General features: G+C 65.2%; 14 protein-coding genes and 1 tRNA gene. 11 read left to right on the forward strand and 4 right to left on the reverse strand.

The annotated features are described in order from the left end of the window. Nucleotides 1-15: 15 nt before the first annotated feature. Both AC5RUU_RS05030 and AC5RUU_RS05035 read left to right on the forward strand, forming a co-directional pair. A complete protein-coding gene (locus tag AC5RUU_RS05030; RefSeq protein WP_493974120.1) occupies nucleotides 16-1,143 on the forward strand; it encodes an L-talarate/galactarate dehydratase in 1,128 nt (375 codons plus the stop codon). Between the two features lie 10 nt (nucleotides 1,144-1,153). After that, entirely contained in the window at nucleotides 1,154-1,858 is a 705-nt protein-coding gene (locus AC5RUU_RS05035; protein ID WP_493974121.1) for a FadR/GntR family transcriptional regulator, read from the forward strand. A gap of 135 nt (nucleotides 1,859-1,993) precedes the next feature. On the opposite strand, the gene AC5RUU_RS05040 is transcribed toward AC5RUU_RS05035, so the two are convergent. Continuing rightward, nucleotides 1,994-2,076, reverse strand: a tRNA-Leu gene (locus AC5RUU_RS05040). 376 nt (nucleotides 2,077-2,452) lie between these two features. On the opposite strand from AC5RUU_RS05040, the gene AC5RUU_RS05045 reads away from it, so the two are divergent. From AC5RUU_RS05045 to pknB, 7 genes are read left to right on the forward strand one after another with little or no spacing between them, the layout of a single operon-like run. After that, on the forward strand, nucleotides 2,453-3,196 hold the full coding sequence (locus tag AC5RUU_RS05045; protein ID WP_493974122.1) for an FHA domain-containing protein: 744 nt from the start codon (nucleotides 2,453-2,455) through the stop codon (nucleotides 3,194-3,196). Continuing rightward, on the forward strand, nucleotides 3,193-3,675 hold the full coding sequence (locus AC5RUU_RS05050) for an FHA domain-containing protein FhaB/FipA (RefSeq protein ID WP_493974123.1): 483 nt from the start codon (nucleotides 3,193-3,195) through the stop codon (nucleotides 3,673-3,675). The genes AC5RUU_RS05045 and AC5RUU_RS05050 overlap by 4 nt, the downstream gene beginning before the upstream one ends. Before the next feature lie 2 nt (nucleotides 3,676-3,677). After that, nucleotides 3,678-5,405, forward strand: coding sequence for a PP2C family protein-serine/threonine phosphatase (locus AC5RUU_RS05055; RefSeq protein WP_493974124.1), 1,728 nt, complete (start codon nucleotides 3,678-3,680; stop codon nucleotides 5,403-5,405). Then, nucleotides 5,402-6,799, forward strand: coding sequence for an FtsW/RodA/SpoVE family cell cycle protein (locus AC5RUU_RS05060; protein ID WP_493974125.1), 1,398 nt, complete (start codon nucleotides 5,402-5,404; stop codon nucleotides 6,797-6,799). The genes AC5RUU_RS05055 and AC5RUU_RS05060 overlap by 4 nt, the downstream gene beginning before the upstream one ends. After that, entirely contained in the window at nucleotides 6,796-8,256 is a 1,461-nt protein-coding gene (locus tag AC5RUU_RS05065) for a peptidoglycan D,D-transpeptidase FtsI family protein (RefSeq protein ID WP_493974126.1), read from the forward strand. Before AC5RUU_RS05060 ends, AC5RUU_RS05065 begins: the two co-directional genes overlap by 4 nt. Further along, nucleotides 8,253-9,974: a protein kinase domain-containing protein gene (locus tag AC5RUU_RS05070; protein ID WP_493974127.1), complete on the forward strand. Its 1,722-nt coding sequence runs from the start codon at nucleotides 8,253-8,255 to the stop codon at nucleotides 9,972-9,974. The genes AC5RUU_RS05065 and AC5RUU_RS05070 overlap by 4 nt, the downstream gene beginning before the upstream one ends. Before the next feature lie 40 nt (nucleotides 9,975-10,014). Next, the gene (gene pknB, locus AC5RUU_RS05075) at nucleotides 10,015-11,943 is read left to right on the forward strand and encodes a Stk1 family PASTA domain-containing Ser/Thr kinase (protein ID WP_493974327.1); all 1,929 of its coding nucleotides are present in this window, start codon (nucleotides 10,015-10,017) and stop codon (nucleotides 11,941-11,943) included. An 18-nt stretch (nucleotides 11,944-11,961) separates the two neighbouring features. Here the strand turns inward: pknB and AC5RUU_RS05080 are convergent, their stop codons facing one another. The 3 genes from AC5RUU_RS05080 to AC5RUU_RS05090 are packed head-to-tail and all read right to left on the reverse strand — an operon-like array spanning nucleotide 11,962 to nucleotide 13,561. Continuing rightward, nucleotides 11,962-12,603 (reverse strand): aminodeoxychorismate/anthranilate synthase component II, encoded by a 642-nt coding sequence (locus tag AC5RUU_RS05080; RefSeq protein ID WP_493974128.1) that lies wholly within the window; start codon nucleotides 12,601-12,603, stop codon nucleotides 11,962-11,964. Further along, the gene (locus AC5RUU_RS05085) at nucleotides 12,600-12,770 is read right to left on the reverse strand and encodes a hypothetical protein (protein WP_493974129.1); all 171 of its coding nucleotides are present in this window, start codon (nucleotides 12,768-12,770) and stop codon (nucleotides 12,600-12,602) included. Before AC5RUU_RS05085 ends, AC5RUU_RS05080 begins: the two co-directional genes overlap by 4 nt. Before the next feature lie 2 nt (nucleotides 12,771-12,772). After that, entirely contained in the window at nucleotides 12,773-13,561 is a 789-nt protein-coding gene (locus AC5RUU_RS05090; protein ID WP_493974130.1) for a class E sortase, read from the reverse strand. A 173-nt stretch (nucleotides 13,562-13,734) separates the two neighbouring features. On the opposite strand from AC5RUU_RS05090, the gene AC5RUU_RS05095 reads away from it, so the two are divergent. Beyond that, entirely contained in the window at nucleotides 13,735-13,986 is a 252-nt protein-coding gene (locus tag AC5RUU_RS05095) for a cell division protein CrgA (protein WP_493974131.1), read from the forward strand. Nucleotides 13,987-14,026: 40 nt separating this feature from the next. Then, nucleotides 14,027-14,644 carry a DNA-3-methyladenine glycosylase I gene (locus AC5RUU_RS05100; RefSeq protein WP_493974132.1) on the forward strand — a complete coding sequence of 206 codons (618 nt, stop codon included), beginning with the start codon at nucleotides 14,027-14,029 and terminating at the stop codon, nucleotides 14,642-14,644. The last annotated feature ends 14 nt before the right edge of the window (nucleotides 14,645-14,658 follow it).

The raw sequence follows: 14,658 nt of genomic DNA on the forward strand, positions 1-14,658 counted from the left end.
CCCTAAGGAGAACCCATGACCACCGTCGACTTGATCCGGCATGTCAAGCTGTCCACCGCCCGCCTCCCGCTTTCCGTGGCCATCAGCGACGCGAAGGTGTTCACGGGCCGCCAGAAGCCCATGACCGAGGTGGTCTTCCTCTTCGCCGAGATCTCCACGGAACAGGGCCACACCGGCCTCGGCTTCAGCTACTCCAAGCGCGCCGGCGGTCCCGCCCAGTACGCGCACGCCAAGGAAGTAGCCGAGGGCATCATCGGCGAGGACCCCAACGACATCGGCAAGCTCTACACCAAACTCCTCTGGGCCGGCGCGTCGGTTGGCAGGTCCGGCGTCGCCACCCAGGCCCTCGCCGCCATCGACATCGCCCTCTACGACCTCAAGGCCAAGCGTGCGGGGCTCCCCCTTGCCAAGCTCCTGGGTTCCTACCGCGACTCCGTCCGGGCCTACAACACCTCCGGTGGCTTCCTGAACGCCACGCTCGACGAGGTGAAAGCCCGTGCCACGCAGTCAATTGAGGAGGGCATCGGCGGTGTCAAGATCAAGGTAGGCCTGCCGGACACGGCAGAGGACCTGCGCCGTGTTGCCGGCCTCCGCGATCACATCGGCTGGGACGTGCCCCTGATGGTGGACGCCAACCAGCAGTGGGACCGCGCCACCGCATTGCGCATGGGCCGGCAGCTTGAGGAATTCAACCTCATCTGGATCGAGGAACCCCTGGACGCCTACGATTTCGAGGGCCACGCGCACCTCGCCCAGGTGCTGGACACCCCCATTGCCACGGGCGAAATGCTCGCTTCCGTTGCCGAGCACAAGGGCCTGATCGCAGCGAATGGCTGCGATATCATCCAGCCGGACGCCCCGAGGGTCGGCGGCATCACGCAGTTCCTGCGCCTCGCCGCCCTAGCCGATGAACGCGGACTGGGCCTGGCACCGCACTTCGCCATGGAGATCCACCTCCACCTGGCAGCGGCCTACCCGCGGGAGCCCTGGGTGGAACACTTCGACTGGCTGGACCCGCTATTCAACGAGCGCCTTGAAACCAAGGACGGCCGGATGATCGTTCCGGACCGCCCGGGCCTCGGCGTCAGCCTCAGCGACCAGGCCCGCGCCTGGACCACCGAGTCCGTGGAGTTCGGCGCGTAACCTTGATGCCATGAGCCGGAACCTCACCGCGGACCTTGCCGCCGACCTTCGAAACCGCATCGTGGACGGCGTCATCCAGCCCGGTGAGAAGCTTCCCAGCGAAAACGCGCTGATCAGCGATTTCGGTGTCAGCCGCACGGTAGTGCGCGCCGCCCTCACCCGGCTGCAGGCCGAAGGGCTGGTGGAAACCGAACGTGGCCGCGGCAGTTTCGCGCTCACACCGCCCATGGACGGGCCCTTGGCAGCGCCGGGAGCCCGTTCGGTGGCCACCACCGAGGACCGACTGCACCTGCTGGCTTTCCGTATGGGCGTGGAAACCGAGGCCGCAGCGCTGGCGGCTCGGAACCACACGGAAAGGCAGTTGCGTGCCGTTAAATCGGCGCTTGAGGACTTCACTGCCAGCGCTGACCATCCCGCCCACGCCATGAAGTCCGACTTCGAATTCCACAAGGCGGTGGCGGTGGCCTCCGGCAACCCGTACTACTCCGACTGCCTCGCCGCTTTGGGGCAGACCATGATCGCCATGCCGCGCACCCGCCTGATGACCGGCGTCGAGCATTATGCCCGCGACCACTTTGACCAAGTGGTGCAGGAGCACCGTTCCATCGCGGAGGCGATCGCAGACGGTGACGAGACGGCGGCGGCGGCCGCCATGCGCAGCCACCTGGCCAACTCCCGACGCCGGTTCAGGGCTTCCGCGCGGCCAGCCAGCTAAGTTTTCCCCTTGTTATGGCCAATTCCCCTCCGCCTTTCGGGGGGAATTGGCCATCCCAGGGGGAAACGTGGCAAGCGGCGGGCCAGGGGAACGCAAAAGAGCCCCGATCCTAAGACCGGGGCTCTATCATTTGCGTGCGCGAGGGGGGATTTGAACCCCCACGCCCTTTCGGACACTGGCACCTGAAGCCAGCGCGTCTGCCGTTCCGCCACTCGCGCGCAACTTCTTTCACCGGGCCGCATCCGGTTTCCCGGATCCGCAGCCTTGTAAAAGCAGCGAGATCAAGCATAACGGACAGATGCCGCAAAACACCAATTGGCCTCCGACGGCCGGTAGGACACCCCGTGCGGCGAGGCAGGAATCCAGGTCCTGACACCGCCGGAACCCACGCCACGCATGGTTCCGTTACCCCCGGGAACTGAACTTTTCCGGAGGGCGGGCCGTTGTGGATTAAGGTCATTCACAGGGCAGCCCAGTAGTATCGGATGTAGAGGCGGCTGCGCCATGCAGGCGCACTGTTGGCTTGTGAACCACACGCGCAGTGAAGTTCCGGAACGAAAACTGCCCCGCATCCGGGGAGAAAGGAGAAGAACCATGGGCCTGCTGGACAAAGTTGAACGCGGCATTGAAAAGGCTGTCCGGGGCGTCTTCTCCACCGGATCCAAAGCCCAGGTTGAACCTGTGGAAATAGCCAGCAGGCTGCGCCGCGAAGTTGACCACAAATCCCTCACGGTAACCGCCGGGCGCACCCTGGCGCCGAACGTCTTTGACGTGCAGCTCAGCGACGACGACTTCCGCCGCGCCCAGGAATGGGGCACCCCGCTGGCTGAGGAACTCTGCGACGTGGTCATCAACCACGTCCGCAGCCAGGGCTACACCCTGCAGGGTTCGGTGCGCATCTCCTTCCGCCGCGACGCAGAACTGCGGGCCGGCGACTTCGAAATTGTCTCCTCGTCGGAAAAATCCTCCGGCGCACCCGCCAATCCACCTGCCCGGCCCAACGTTCCGGCAGCACCCAGCCGCCAGCCGGTCCGGCTCCAGCCCGTGCTGGACATCGACGGCCAGCGCTACTCCCTCAACGCCCCGTCCATCGTGCTTGGCAGGTCTTCGGAAGCCGACATCCACGTCGAGGACACGGGTGTTTCCCGCCGCCACCTGGAAATCCGCACCGCGAACGGCGTCTCCAGTGCTGTGGACATGGGTTCCACCAACGGAAGCTACGTCAACGGCCAAAAGGTCTCCGGAAGCACCGAACTTACTGACGGCTCCACCATCACGATGGGACGGACAAAGATCATCTTCCGCCTGCTTCCAGCCAGCCCGGGTGGCCGCGCATGAGCGACCTGACCATCACCGCGCTGCGGTTCGGCTTCCTGCTGCTCCTGTGGGTTCTCATCTTCAGCATCGTCTCCGCCATGCGGCGCGACCTCATGGTGGGGCGAAAAGCGGCATCGGGGGCACCCACCGCGCGGCAGGTCCGCAAGAATCCGGACCTGGCGGAAACCCCGCCGGCGCCCGCCAGGCAGCAGGCCAGGCAACTGGTGGTGGTCGAGGGCCCGCTGAAGGGGACCTCGCTGCCGCTTGCCGCCAGCCCCATCCTGTTAGGACGCGCCCAGGAGGCAACACTCGTGCTTGAGGATGACTATGCCTCTGGCCGCCACGCCAGGCTGTTCCCCCAGGGCAGCCGCTGGTTCATTGAGGATCTGGGCTCCACCAACGGAACTTACCTTGCGGACCAGCAACTGACCCGTGCCCTCCCCGTTGAGCCAGGCGTACCTGTGAGAATCGGCAAGACGGTCATCGAATTGAGGCCATAGCCGTGGCCGTCCCTAAGAACACCGCAGACGGGCAACAGCCCGCGGAGCGGCCCCTCATCATGCGCTACGCAGCGCGCTCCGATGTCGGCCGGATCCGGTCGAAAAACGATGACTCGGCGTACGCGGGACGCCACCTGGCCGTGGTTGCCGACGGCATGGGCGGCCACGCCGGCGGAGACGTCGCCTCTGCCGCGACCGTCCTGGACATGATCCACCTGGACCGGGCGGACTACGACGGCGACGCCGGCACCATCCTCGCCGATGAAATACAAACTGCCAATTCCCTGCTCTCCGAGCTCGTGCACATCAACCCCAGGTTGGCCGGGATGGGGACCACGGTTACGGCGCTGCTGCTGGCCGAGGGCAGGCTCCACTTCGCCCACATTGGGGACTCCCGCGCCTACCGGCTGCGCGACGGCGAATTCGAACAGGTCAGCGTGGACCACACATTCGTCCAACGGCTGATCGACGAAGGCAGGCTCAAGCCCGAAGAAGCGGAAAGCCACCCCCACAAGAACGTACTCATGCGCGTCCTTGGCGACGTTGACGCGAGCCCCGAACTGGACCTCGACACCCTGGACGTGAAGCCGGGCGACCGCTGGCTGCTCTGCTCCGACGGCCTCAATTACGTCGCCGGGCACGCGGTCGAGCGCACAGTCAAGGAAACGAAGGACCTCCGCGAGTGCGTTGAAACCCTCGTGGAACTGACCCTCGAAGCGGGCTCCCCGGACAACGTCACGGTTGTCATGGTGGAGATCGTTGAAGAAACGCCCGACGACGTCAGCACGGCCGCCGTCGAAATTATCCCTCCCGTTGTGGGCACCAAGCCCGCTGCCGCGGCAGGCACCCCGGGCGCATCTGCCGGCGAAAGGCCTAAACCGGAGGAGTCGGGGGCCACCCCTGCAGGCTCCGCTGCACCGGCTGCCGATGATTCCGGGCAGGGTGCTCCTGGCAAGGGCGACCGCTCGGAAGAGTCCGCCCCCGATCAATCCGGGTCCAGCGTGGCCGAGCCTGCTTCCACTGATCCCCATCTGGGCGAGCACCTGACGGCAGAAGTGCTCCGGGAAGAACTTTCCACCAGGCCGCATGAACTCGTGGGCGCCGCCGCGGCAGCCGCCGAGTCAGGTTCCATCCCCACCATCGCCGGACGAACTGTGGCACGCCGGGCTGCCACCCTCCTCACCCACAAGGCAGAACCGCCCTCCGGCGACGAGGACGAAACCCTTGTGCCGCTGAAGCCCCGGCGGTGGGTCACCTGGTCTATCGCCGCCGCCGTCCTGGTCGTCCTGACCGTCGGGTTGTGGGTGGGTTATGCCTGGACGCAGACCCGCTACTACATTGGTGAATTCGATTCCCACGTCGCCATCTTCAACGGGGTTTCCCAGCGGCTGGGACCCATCCAACTGTCCAGCCTCGAAACGGTCACGGAAATCCGGATGGACTCGCTGCCGCCCTTCTCCCAGCAGCGGGTCCGCCAGACGGTACCTGCGAATGACCTCTATGACGCGCAACGGATCGTGAAGAACCTCGAACTGACGGGAACCACATCGCCCGAGGAGGAGTGCCCCTCCCCTTCAGCTACAGCCGCACCCTCGACGCCCGCCACGCCCTCACCGCCTGCCTCGGCGCCTGAATCGGCCGCGCCGGTGCCGACAGAGTCTGCCGCGCCCGTTCCGGCCAGCCCGTCCCCCTCACCGTCTCCCACTGTTACCTGCGAGGTGGGCCAATGAGCCAGCTCAGCACGACTCCCAAACCACGCCGCAACGTTGAGCTCGCGCTGCTCCTGCTTGCCCTGGCAGTGGGCATCGGGGCGAACATGCTGGTGGGCGTTGACCAGGACAAGGCCTTCGATTCCGATTTCTGGTTCCAGTCCAGCCTCCTGGCGGTGGCCGCGCTGGTATTCCACGGTGTCCTTCGCTTCCGCGCCAAATATGCAGATCCCGTAATACTTCCCCTGGTGGTGGCGCTGAACGGGATCGGCCTGGCCATGATCCACCGCCTTGACGCACCGGGTGACGACACCGGGAACAATCAGCTGCGCTGGACCCTGATCGCAATGGCTGTCGCAATCGCCGTGATCTGGTTCCTCAAGGACCACCGGATCCTTCGCAGGTTTACCTTCATCTCACTTGCTGCCAGTGCCCTCCTCCTCATCCTGCCGCTGGTTCCGGGCATCAGCGCCGGCGAGATCCTCGGCGCCCGGGTGTGGATCCGCCTCGGCCCCATGACGTTCCAGCCGGGCGAAGTCGCCAAGATCACCCTGGCCATATTCTTCGCCGGGTATTTGTCCTCCAACCGCGACCTCATCCTGCTTGCAGGCCGGAAAGTCGGTCCCCTTCAGTTCCCCCGCTTCAAGGACATGGGACCCATGATCACCGCCTGGCTGGTGAGCATCGGCGTGCTCATCTTCCAGCGTGACCTCGGTTCCTCCATCCTGTTCTTCGGCCTGTTCATCGTGATGATCTACGTGGCCACCAGCCGAATCAGCTGGGTGGTCATCGGCCTTGCGCTCATCGCAGGCGGCGGCTTCGTGGCAGCCCAGGTCTTCTCCCACGTGCAGCTTCGGATCGACGGCTGGCTCAACGCGTTCACGCCCGAGGTTTACGAACGGTTCCCCGGCGGCAGCCGGCAGATCATCCAGGGACTCTTTGGCATGGCTAACGGCGGGCTGGTGGGTACGGGACTTGGCCAGGGGCGGCCAGACCTCGTTCCGTTCGCCAACAGTGACATGATCATTGCCTCGCTGGGCGAGGAGCTGGGGCTGATCGGCCTGTTCGCCGTCGTCCTGATGTACCTCCTGCTGTTCACGCGCGGTTTCCGCGCTGCACTGGGCACCCGGGACGCTTTCGGAAAGCTCCTGGCCTGCGGCCTGTCCTTCGCGGTGGCGCTCCAGTGCTTCGTGGTGATCGGCGGAGTGACGCGGCTGATTCCCCTGACGGGCCTGACCACGCCGTTCCTTGCGGCGGGCGGGTCGTCCCTGCTGGCCAACTGGATCATTGTTGGCCTGCTCCTGATGATTTCGCACACGGCCCGCGGCCCCGTGGACACAACACCGTTGCCGCCGGCCAAGGGAACAGAAGCAACAGGCATTGATATTCCAACCGAGGCGGTGAAGCACCCGTGAACCAGGCAATACGACACTCGTGGGTGGCGGCCATCGCCATGTTCGCCCTCATCTTCGGTGCCATCAGCTATGTCCAGGTGATAGGGGCCGACGAGCTCAAGGCAAACCCCTGGAACCAGCGCGCTGTCCTGCAGAGCTTCTGCAATGACCGCGGTGCCATCATCGTTGGCGGGTCTCCCGTGGCAGAGTCCGTGGAAACCGGTTCGGAGACCTGCGCCTTCCAGCGCACCTATCCGCAACCGGAATTGTACGCCGGGATCACGGGCTATTTCTCGCAAAATTTCGGCGCCACCGGCCTGGAACAGTCGATGGGGGGCGAGCTGGCCGGCAACTCGGACCAGCTGTTCCTGGACCGGGTTGGACAGCTGTTCCTCGGCAACCAGCCCAAGGGCGCATCGGTGGAACTCACCATCGACCCCGAACTCCAGCAACTGGCCTACAGCCTGATCCCGGACGGGCAACGCGGATCGATTGTGGTCACCAACCCCAAGACCGGTGCCATCCTGGCCATGGTGTCCAAGCCTTCCTATAACCCGAACCTTGTAGCCACCCAGGACCTCGCGGCAGCTGATGCCAGCATGAATGAACTGGTCAAGGTGCCGGGAATCAACCTCAACCAGAACGTCAGCGGGCCTACCGGAGAGCAGTTGGCACCCGGTTCCGTGTTCAAGCTGGTGGATACCGCCGCGGCCCTTGCATCCGGGAAGTACAACAAGGACAGCGAACTTCCGAACCCGGCCGAAATGCCGTTCGAGGGCATCCAGTACCGGCTTCCCAACTACGCGGGCGGCAACTGCTACACCCGGGACACTGCCGGCTTCGCCTTCGCACTGCAGCAGTCCTGCAATACCCCGTTCGCCAGCATCGCCCTGGACCTTGGCCGGGACGCCATCGCAGAACAGGCGAAAAAATTCGGGTTCGGTGAAGAAGTGGGCGACCAGCTGAAGCTCGGCCACGCCGTCGGGAACACCTTCCCGGATGACCTGGACGCGCCGGGCCTGGCACAGTCCGCCATCGGCCAGAAGGACGTACGCGCCACGCCGCTGCAGATAGCCATGATGACGGCCGCCATAGCAAACGATGGCGCACAGATGCAGCCCAACCTCATCAAGACCCTGCGATCCCCGGATCTCCGCGTCATCGACGAACCACAGCCGAAGCAGCTGCGCACCTCCACCACTCCGGAGATCGCCAACCAGATCACCGAGTGGATGGTCAGCGCAGTCAGCCAGGGCATCGCGAACCGCGCAGCCGTACCGGGCGTCCAGGTAGCAGGCAAGACCGGAACGGCGGAGCTCGGCAACGGAACCAACAACTCGTGGTTCACCGGGTTTGCCCCCGCAAACAACCCGCAGGTGGGTGTCACCATCGTCATGGAGGGCGTAGACATCACTACCGGCGCACAGCTGACCAGTCCGAACGCGAAGAGAATTTTTGAGGCGGTGTTGAATAAGTGAGGCCTACAACCGGAATCACCCTCGGCGGCAGATTCCAGCTGACCACGCGGATCGCGATCGGCGGCATGGGGGAAGTCTGGAAGGCGAAAGACCTCGTCCTGGGCCGCATCGTCGCAATCAAGGTGCTCAAGGAGGAATACACGGGTGATCCCGGCTTCCTGCAGCGCTTCCGTGCGGAGGCCCGCCACACGGCACTCCTGAACCATGTGGGCATCGCCAATGTCTTCGACTACGGCGAGGAGGAGGGCTCTGCCTACCTGGTCATGGAACTCGTTCCCGGGCAGCCGCTGAGCAGCATCATCGAGCACGAGCAGGTGCTGTCCCCGGACCGTACACTGTCCATCATCTCGCAGACCGCCCGCGCCCTTGCCGTAGCCCATGCGCAGGGCCTGGTGCACCGCGACGTCAAACCGGGAAACCTCCTGATCACCCCTGACGGTCGCGTCAAGGTCACGGACTTCGGCATTGCCCGCCTCGCAGACCAGGTTCCGCTCACGCAGACAGGCCAGGTCATGGGCACCGCCCAGTACCTGGCGCCCGAGCAGGCCACCGGCCAGACTGCCACCGGTTCGTCCGATATCTACTCCCTGGGCGTGATCGGATACGAGTGCCTTAGCGGACACCGGCCCTTCTCCGGGGAGTCCCAGATTGCCATCGCCCTGGCCCAGGTCAACGATGCTCCGCCGCCGCTCCCGGAGAGCCTCCCAGCACCCGTCCGCGCGCTGCTGATGTCCATGCTGGCCAAAGATCCGAAGGACCGGCCGGCCAACGCCATCAAGCTGGCGGAAGCGGCTGAGGCCATCCGCAACGGTGACATCAACGCAGCGCGCGCTGCGGTGCCCGGCATGCTTCTTTTCGATGCATCAACGGGACCCATTACGGCCCCCGTTGATACCGCCACCGCTCCCACGGGCGTCATCGGCGCCTCGCGTGATTCCTCGCCGACGCCCACGTCAGCCCTGCCGGTGCTTGGAGCCGGAGCGGCAGGTGCAGCCGCGGGGGTAGCTGCCGGCGCTGCCGGCGCATCGGCCGGCGAACCGGACGGCCCCCAAGGCCCGCTGGCACGCGCCAACGCGCTGGCCGCCGAGCGCAATTGGGTTCCGGAAGAAACCACGTACGACGACGAGCCCGCCGATGAGCCGGAGCGCAAACGCCGCAGCCCCTGGACGTGGCCGTTGATCGCCCTGATCCTGCTGGTGCTGTTCGCCCTGGTGGGATTCTTCCTGAACCAGCAGGGAATCCTTTTTCCTTCCAATAACCCCACTTCCAGTCCGCCGTCGAGCAGCCCGCAGACCAGCAGCGCCAGCCCCACCAGGACCGCTTCTTCGCCGACGCCCACAGCCACACGGAATACACCAACTCCTACCCAGGAGCCTACGCAGGAGACCGTGAACGTCATCCCTGCCGCGTACCTGGGCAAGGACTACCGCCAGGTTCAGTCGCAGCTTTCGAACCTGGGGCTTGCAGTGACTGTGGTACCGCTTCAAACAAACACCGCCGCGCCGGGAACGGTGGTGGAATTGAACCCCACCGGTCCTTTGCCCGTTGGATCTCCCATCACAGTGACGTACGCGGTGGCACCGCCGGCCCCCACTACAACGCCCCCATCCACGCCTGCGCCCACCACGTCCTCGGTAGCCGCACCCACCGCCGAGTCACCCTTGCCCGATTGCGCCGACGGCCAGTTGCCGGGAGTGCCCGCAACCTGCGCGCCATAGCCAGCCAGGACTGACAGTGAACGAGTCACCGCGCACACCGATGCACCGGGAGGACAGCCTGCCGGTGGACAACCAGCGTGTCCTGAGCGGCCGCTATGAACTTGGCAGCCTGATCGGCCGCGGGGGCATGGCGGACGTTTACCGGGGCACCGACACCCGGCTGGGGCGGACGGTCGCCATTAAGCTGCTGCGTCCGGACCTGGCACGGGATCCGCAGTTCCAGGCGCGCTTTAAGCGCGAGGCCCAGGCCGTTGCAGCGCTGAACCACTCGTCCATTGTTGCCATCTACGACACCGGGGAACACCTGGTTCCGGACGGTTCCGCCGAAGACATCCGGGTGCCCTACATCGTGATGGAGTTCGTTGAGGGCAACACCCTCCGCGAGCTCATCCGCGGCAACAAGGTCACCATCGACCACGCCATCGACTACTGCCTTGGCGTCCTCGCCGCCCTGGAATACAGCCACAAGGCCGGCATTGTGCACCGGGACATCAAACCCGCCAACGTCATGTACTGCGAAGGTACGGATTCCGTTAAGGTGATGGACTTCGGCATCGCCCGTGCCATCGCTGACTCGTCGGCCACCATGACCCAGACGCAGGCAGTGGTGGGCACTGCGCAGTACCTATCACCGGAGCAGGCCAGGGGCGAGACGGTTGATGCCCGGAGCGACCTGTACTCCGCAGCCTGCCTGCTCTATGAAATGCTGACGTCCCGGCCGCCCTTCATCGGTGACAGCCCGGTTTCCGTGGCCTACCAGCACGTCCGTGAGATTCCGGAACCAGCCAGCAGCCTGAATCCTGACGTGTCCCCGGCACTGGACTCCGTACTGGCCAAAGCCTTGCAAAAGAACCGTGAGGACAGGTTCCAGGATGCCGCAGCATTCCGGCGCGCGCTCCGCGCCGCGAGGTCCGGCATACCGGTTCCTGCGGTGCCCGCGTCCGAGGCCCATACCGACCCGAACGACCATGTGCCGGCAGCGGCTCCGGCAACACAGGCTTTCGCCGTGACCGGTGCGAGTTTCCTGGACGACGCCCCGACCGGCCGGCTGGCCGCCACCCGCGGATACTCCGACGGCGGCACCACAGCCGTGCCCGCCCTGCAGGCAGAAGAGACCCCCGCGCCGGAGCCGTTGCCCCTGGGGCTCGCGCCGGAACGCGAGCGGACCGCCCGGCAGAAGTCCCGCCGTCGTGCGTGGATAACCACCCTCGTGGTCGTCACCCTGCTGGTCCTGGCCGGTGGCGGCCTGTGGCTGTACAACACGGTCAACCGCCCTGCACCTGTGGTGCAGGTGCAAATTCCGGCAGTGGCCGGAATGACGGAATCGGCCGCCTTGCAGGAACTGTACAACGCCGACCTTCCGCCCAGGATTGTCCGGTTGCAGCACGACACCGTCCCCAAAGGCACGGCTATCGGCACCGATCCGGCGTCCGGCTCCCTCGACCCCGGCACGGAGGTGGTCCTGAACATCTCGGAGGGACCCAGCGCCGTCAAGATACCGGAGAGCCTCCCGGGCAAGACCGAAGCGGCCGCCCGGGACATCCTGCGCCAAAGCGGGCTGGTGGGCGCCCCGTCCACCACCACCGCCAACAGTGCCACCGTCCCCGCGGGGATCGTGATTACCACCAGCCCTGCCCCGGGTCAGATGGTAGGCGTGGGAACCACTGTTGAACTGGTGGTTTCCACAGGCAAGGTGGCGGTCCCAGAACTCCGCGGGCGTACCCGCGAGGAGGCGGAGACCGCGCTCAAGGAGCTGGGCCTGGTACCAAATGTCATCGAGGTGGAGAACGGCCAGGTGGAGGCCGGGCGGGTGACGGACCAAAGCGACGCCGTCAATGCCACCGTGGAGCAGGGCAAGACGATCAGCATTGTGGTGGCCAAGGCGCCGCCTCCACCGCCGTCACCAACGGCCACGCCCACGCCAACGCCAACGCCGACGTCCACCCGGGAAGGCAGGGACCGGGACTAGCCAGCCCTGAGCCGGCCCCTAGTGCTGGATGAGCGGGCTTAGCTTCGCTGCCCGTGCGGCTGCGCCTGCCATGCCCAGCGATTCCAGCCAGTTGCCGAGCATCTGGTAGCCGCCCTCGGTCAGGACGGACTCGGGGTGGAACTGGACGCCGCACAGGGGAGCGGTCCGGTGCTGAAGGCCCATCACCACGCCCGAGGCAGTTTGGGCGGTGACTTCCAGGACGTCGGGAATCGATTCCCGAACGGCGGCCAGGGAATGGTAGCGAGTGGCGGTGACGGGGGAGGGGAGTCCCGCGAAGACGCTGGTGCCAATGTGTTCCACCAGTGACGTCTTGCCGTGCATGAGCTCCGGCGCATGTGTCACCTTGCCGCCGAACGCCTCCGCAAGGGCCTGGTGTCCCAGGCATACGCCGAACATCGGCACGCTGTTTTCCCCGCACCACCGGATCAGCTCGATGCAGACACCTGCCTCAGCAGGGTTACCCGGGCCAGGCGAGATCAGGACGCCGTCGCGTGTGCCGGCCAGCTCAATGGCCTCGGCCAGTGTGACGTCGTCATTGCGGACCACGGTGGTCTCGGCGCCCAGCTCCTGGAGGTAGCCCACCAGGGTGTAGACGAAGCTGTCGTAGTTATCCACCACGAGGATCTTGGTTGTGGTCATGGCTGGCTTGCTGCACCAATCGTTGAGTCAGTGAACTGGGTGTACTCGGACATCCACGGAAAAAGGAACTGGACCATCAATACCAGTGCAACGGCGATGAGTACCAGTGCGGTGACGATCCTTAGCCATAGGGGGCCGGGAAGATGGCGGAAAATCCAGCCGTACATGCTTAGCCCTTGCCGATCGCGGCCGCCACCTGCGCGGCGATCTCGGCGGGCGGACCGGCGGAGGCAGGACGCCAGCTGTCCAGCAGGGCGTAGGCGATGATGCGCTCTTCCGCTCCGAAGCGCGGGTTGCAGCTGGTCATGGTGAGGTAGCTTTCCGTTGGGGTGACACCGGGCAGGGTTGGAACCGGTTCCAGGACGTCCGTGCGGCTGGGCATCACGATCTGGTTGTTACGGAAGACGTACACGTAGTAGCCGTCCTTGGTCTGCACATAGATCTTGTCACCGGGGACCAGGGTATGGATGTTGTCCAGCACGGCGCCGTGGGTCTGCCGGTGGCCCGCGACGGCGAAGTTTCCTACTGCTCCGGGCATGCCGGTGTTGGCGTAATGGCCCAGGCCCAGGGTGTCCAAAACATCACTGGTGGTTCCCTGCACGATCGGCCGGGTGTAGTTGGCGCCGAACCTGGGGATGTACATGATGCCGATGGTTCCGGCATGGCCGGGCGCCGTTCCCACTACTGGTGCCCCGAAATCATCGACGGGGCCAGCCGGCGACGCTTCCCCCGGGGCGGCTGGCGGCGGGGTGCCAAGGTCCTGCGCAAATTCCTTGATCACTTCGCTCTGCCTGGCGTCCGATTCCACGTTGGTCCACCACAACTGCCAGGCAACGAACAACAGGAGGATGATCCCTGCGGTGATGAGGAGTTCGCCGATTACCTGAATGGTTCCGCGTACTATTCCGGCGCCGGGAGCCGGCGCAGCGGCGGGCCTCGCCTTCTCCTGCAATACCACGCGTTCTCCTCGGGGCGGTTCCGCTGGGCACCGGCGGCCCAGGAAGTCCGGCTAGAATTGGCTGCTAGTAAGAATCCAGATTTGACCAAGATCGCGCAGACCGCTGGCAATTTCCTTCTTGCAGGATATCAAGCCCGGGACGCCGAGCTTACCCAGCCCGCCAAGGAGAGCCAGTGCCCGAGTCAAAGCCGCGCAAGAAGACTGCCAGCACCGCCCAGCCTGCTTCCCCCCAGGCGTACAAGCCTAACCCGGTGTGGTTCAAGCCCGTCATGTTCGGCCTGATGATAATCGGCCTGTTCTGGATCATTACGTTCTACATCAGCGAAGGCCTCTTCCCCGTCCAGGCCTGGGGATCCTGGAACATCGTGGCCGGGTTCGGTATTGCCATCGTCGGCTTCCTGATGACCACGCGCTGGCGCTCCTGAACGTCTTCCCGCGCACCGCACGGACCGTTGGAGGAACCGGATGGCTGCTGACACTGCCGGCTCCGTCATAGTCGGCGATGACGGCCTTGCCCGGCCAGCCTGGGCATCGACCGATCCGCTGCTTCGGGAGTACTACGACCATGAGTGGGGCCTTCCCGTCACCGACGAGCAGGGCCTCTACGAAAGAATCTGCCTGGAGGGCTTCCAGGCAGGGCTCTCCTGGGCCACCATCCTCCGCAAGCGTCCGGCCTTCCGCGCCGCCTTTGCAGGCTTCAACCCGGACGCCGTCGCACTGTTTACTCCGTCCGACGTGGAGCGGCTTCTGCAGGACCCCGGGATCGTCAGGAACAGGTTGAAAATCCTCGCCGCCATCAAGAACGCCCAGGCCACTGTTGCGCTGAGGCAAGAGGGCGGCCTGGTGGACTTTGTTTGGCAGTTCCGTCCCGCATCCACCCCCCGGCCGGTGGTCCACACTGATATTCCCACCCAGTCCGAGGAGTCGGTGGCGCTCTCAAAAGCGCTTCGCAAGAAGGGTTTCTCCTTCGTCGGACCCACCACCATGTTCGCCCTGATGGAAGCCATCGGGATGGTGGACACCCATCTGTTGGACAGCCACCGGAGGGGTTCCGCAGGGATCTGGCAGGAGTCAGGCCGGTAGGACGTTCTCCCCAG

This window comes from Arthrobacter sp. K4-10C (assembly GCF_059090085.1).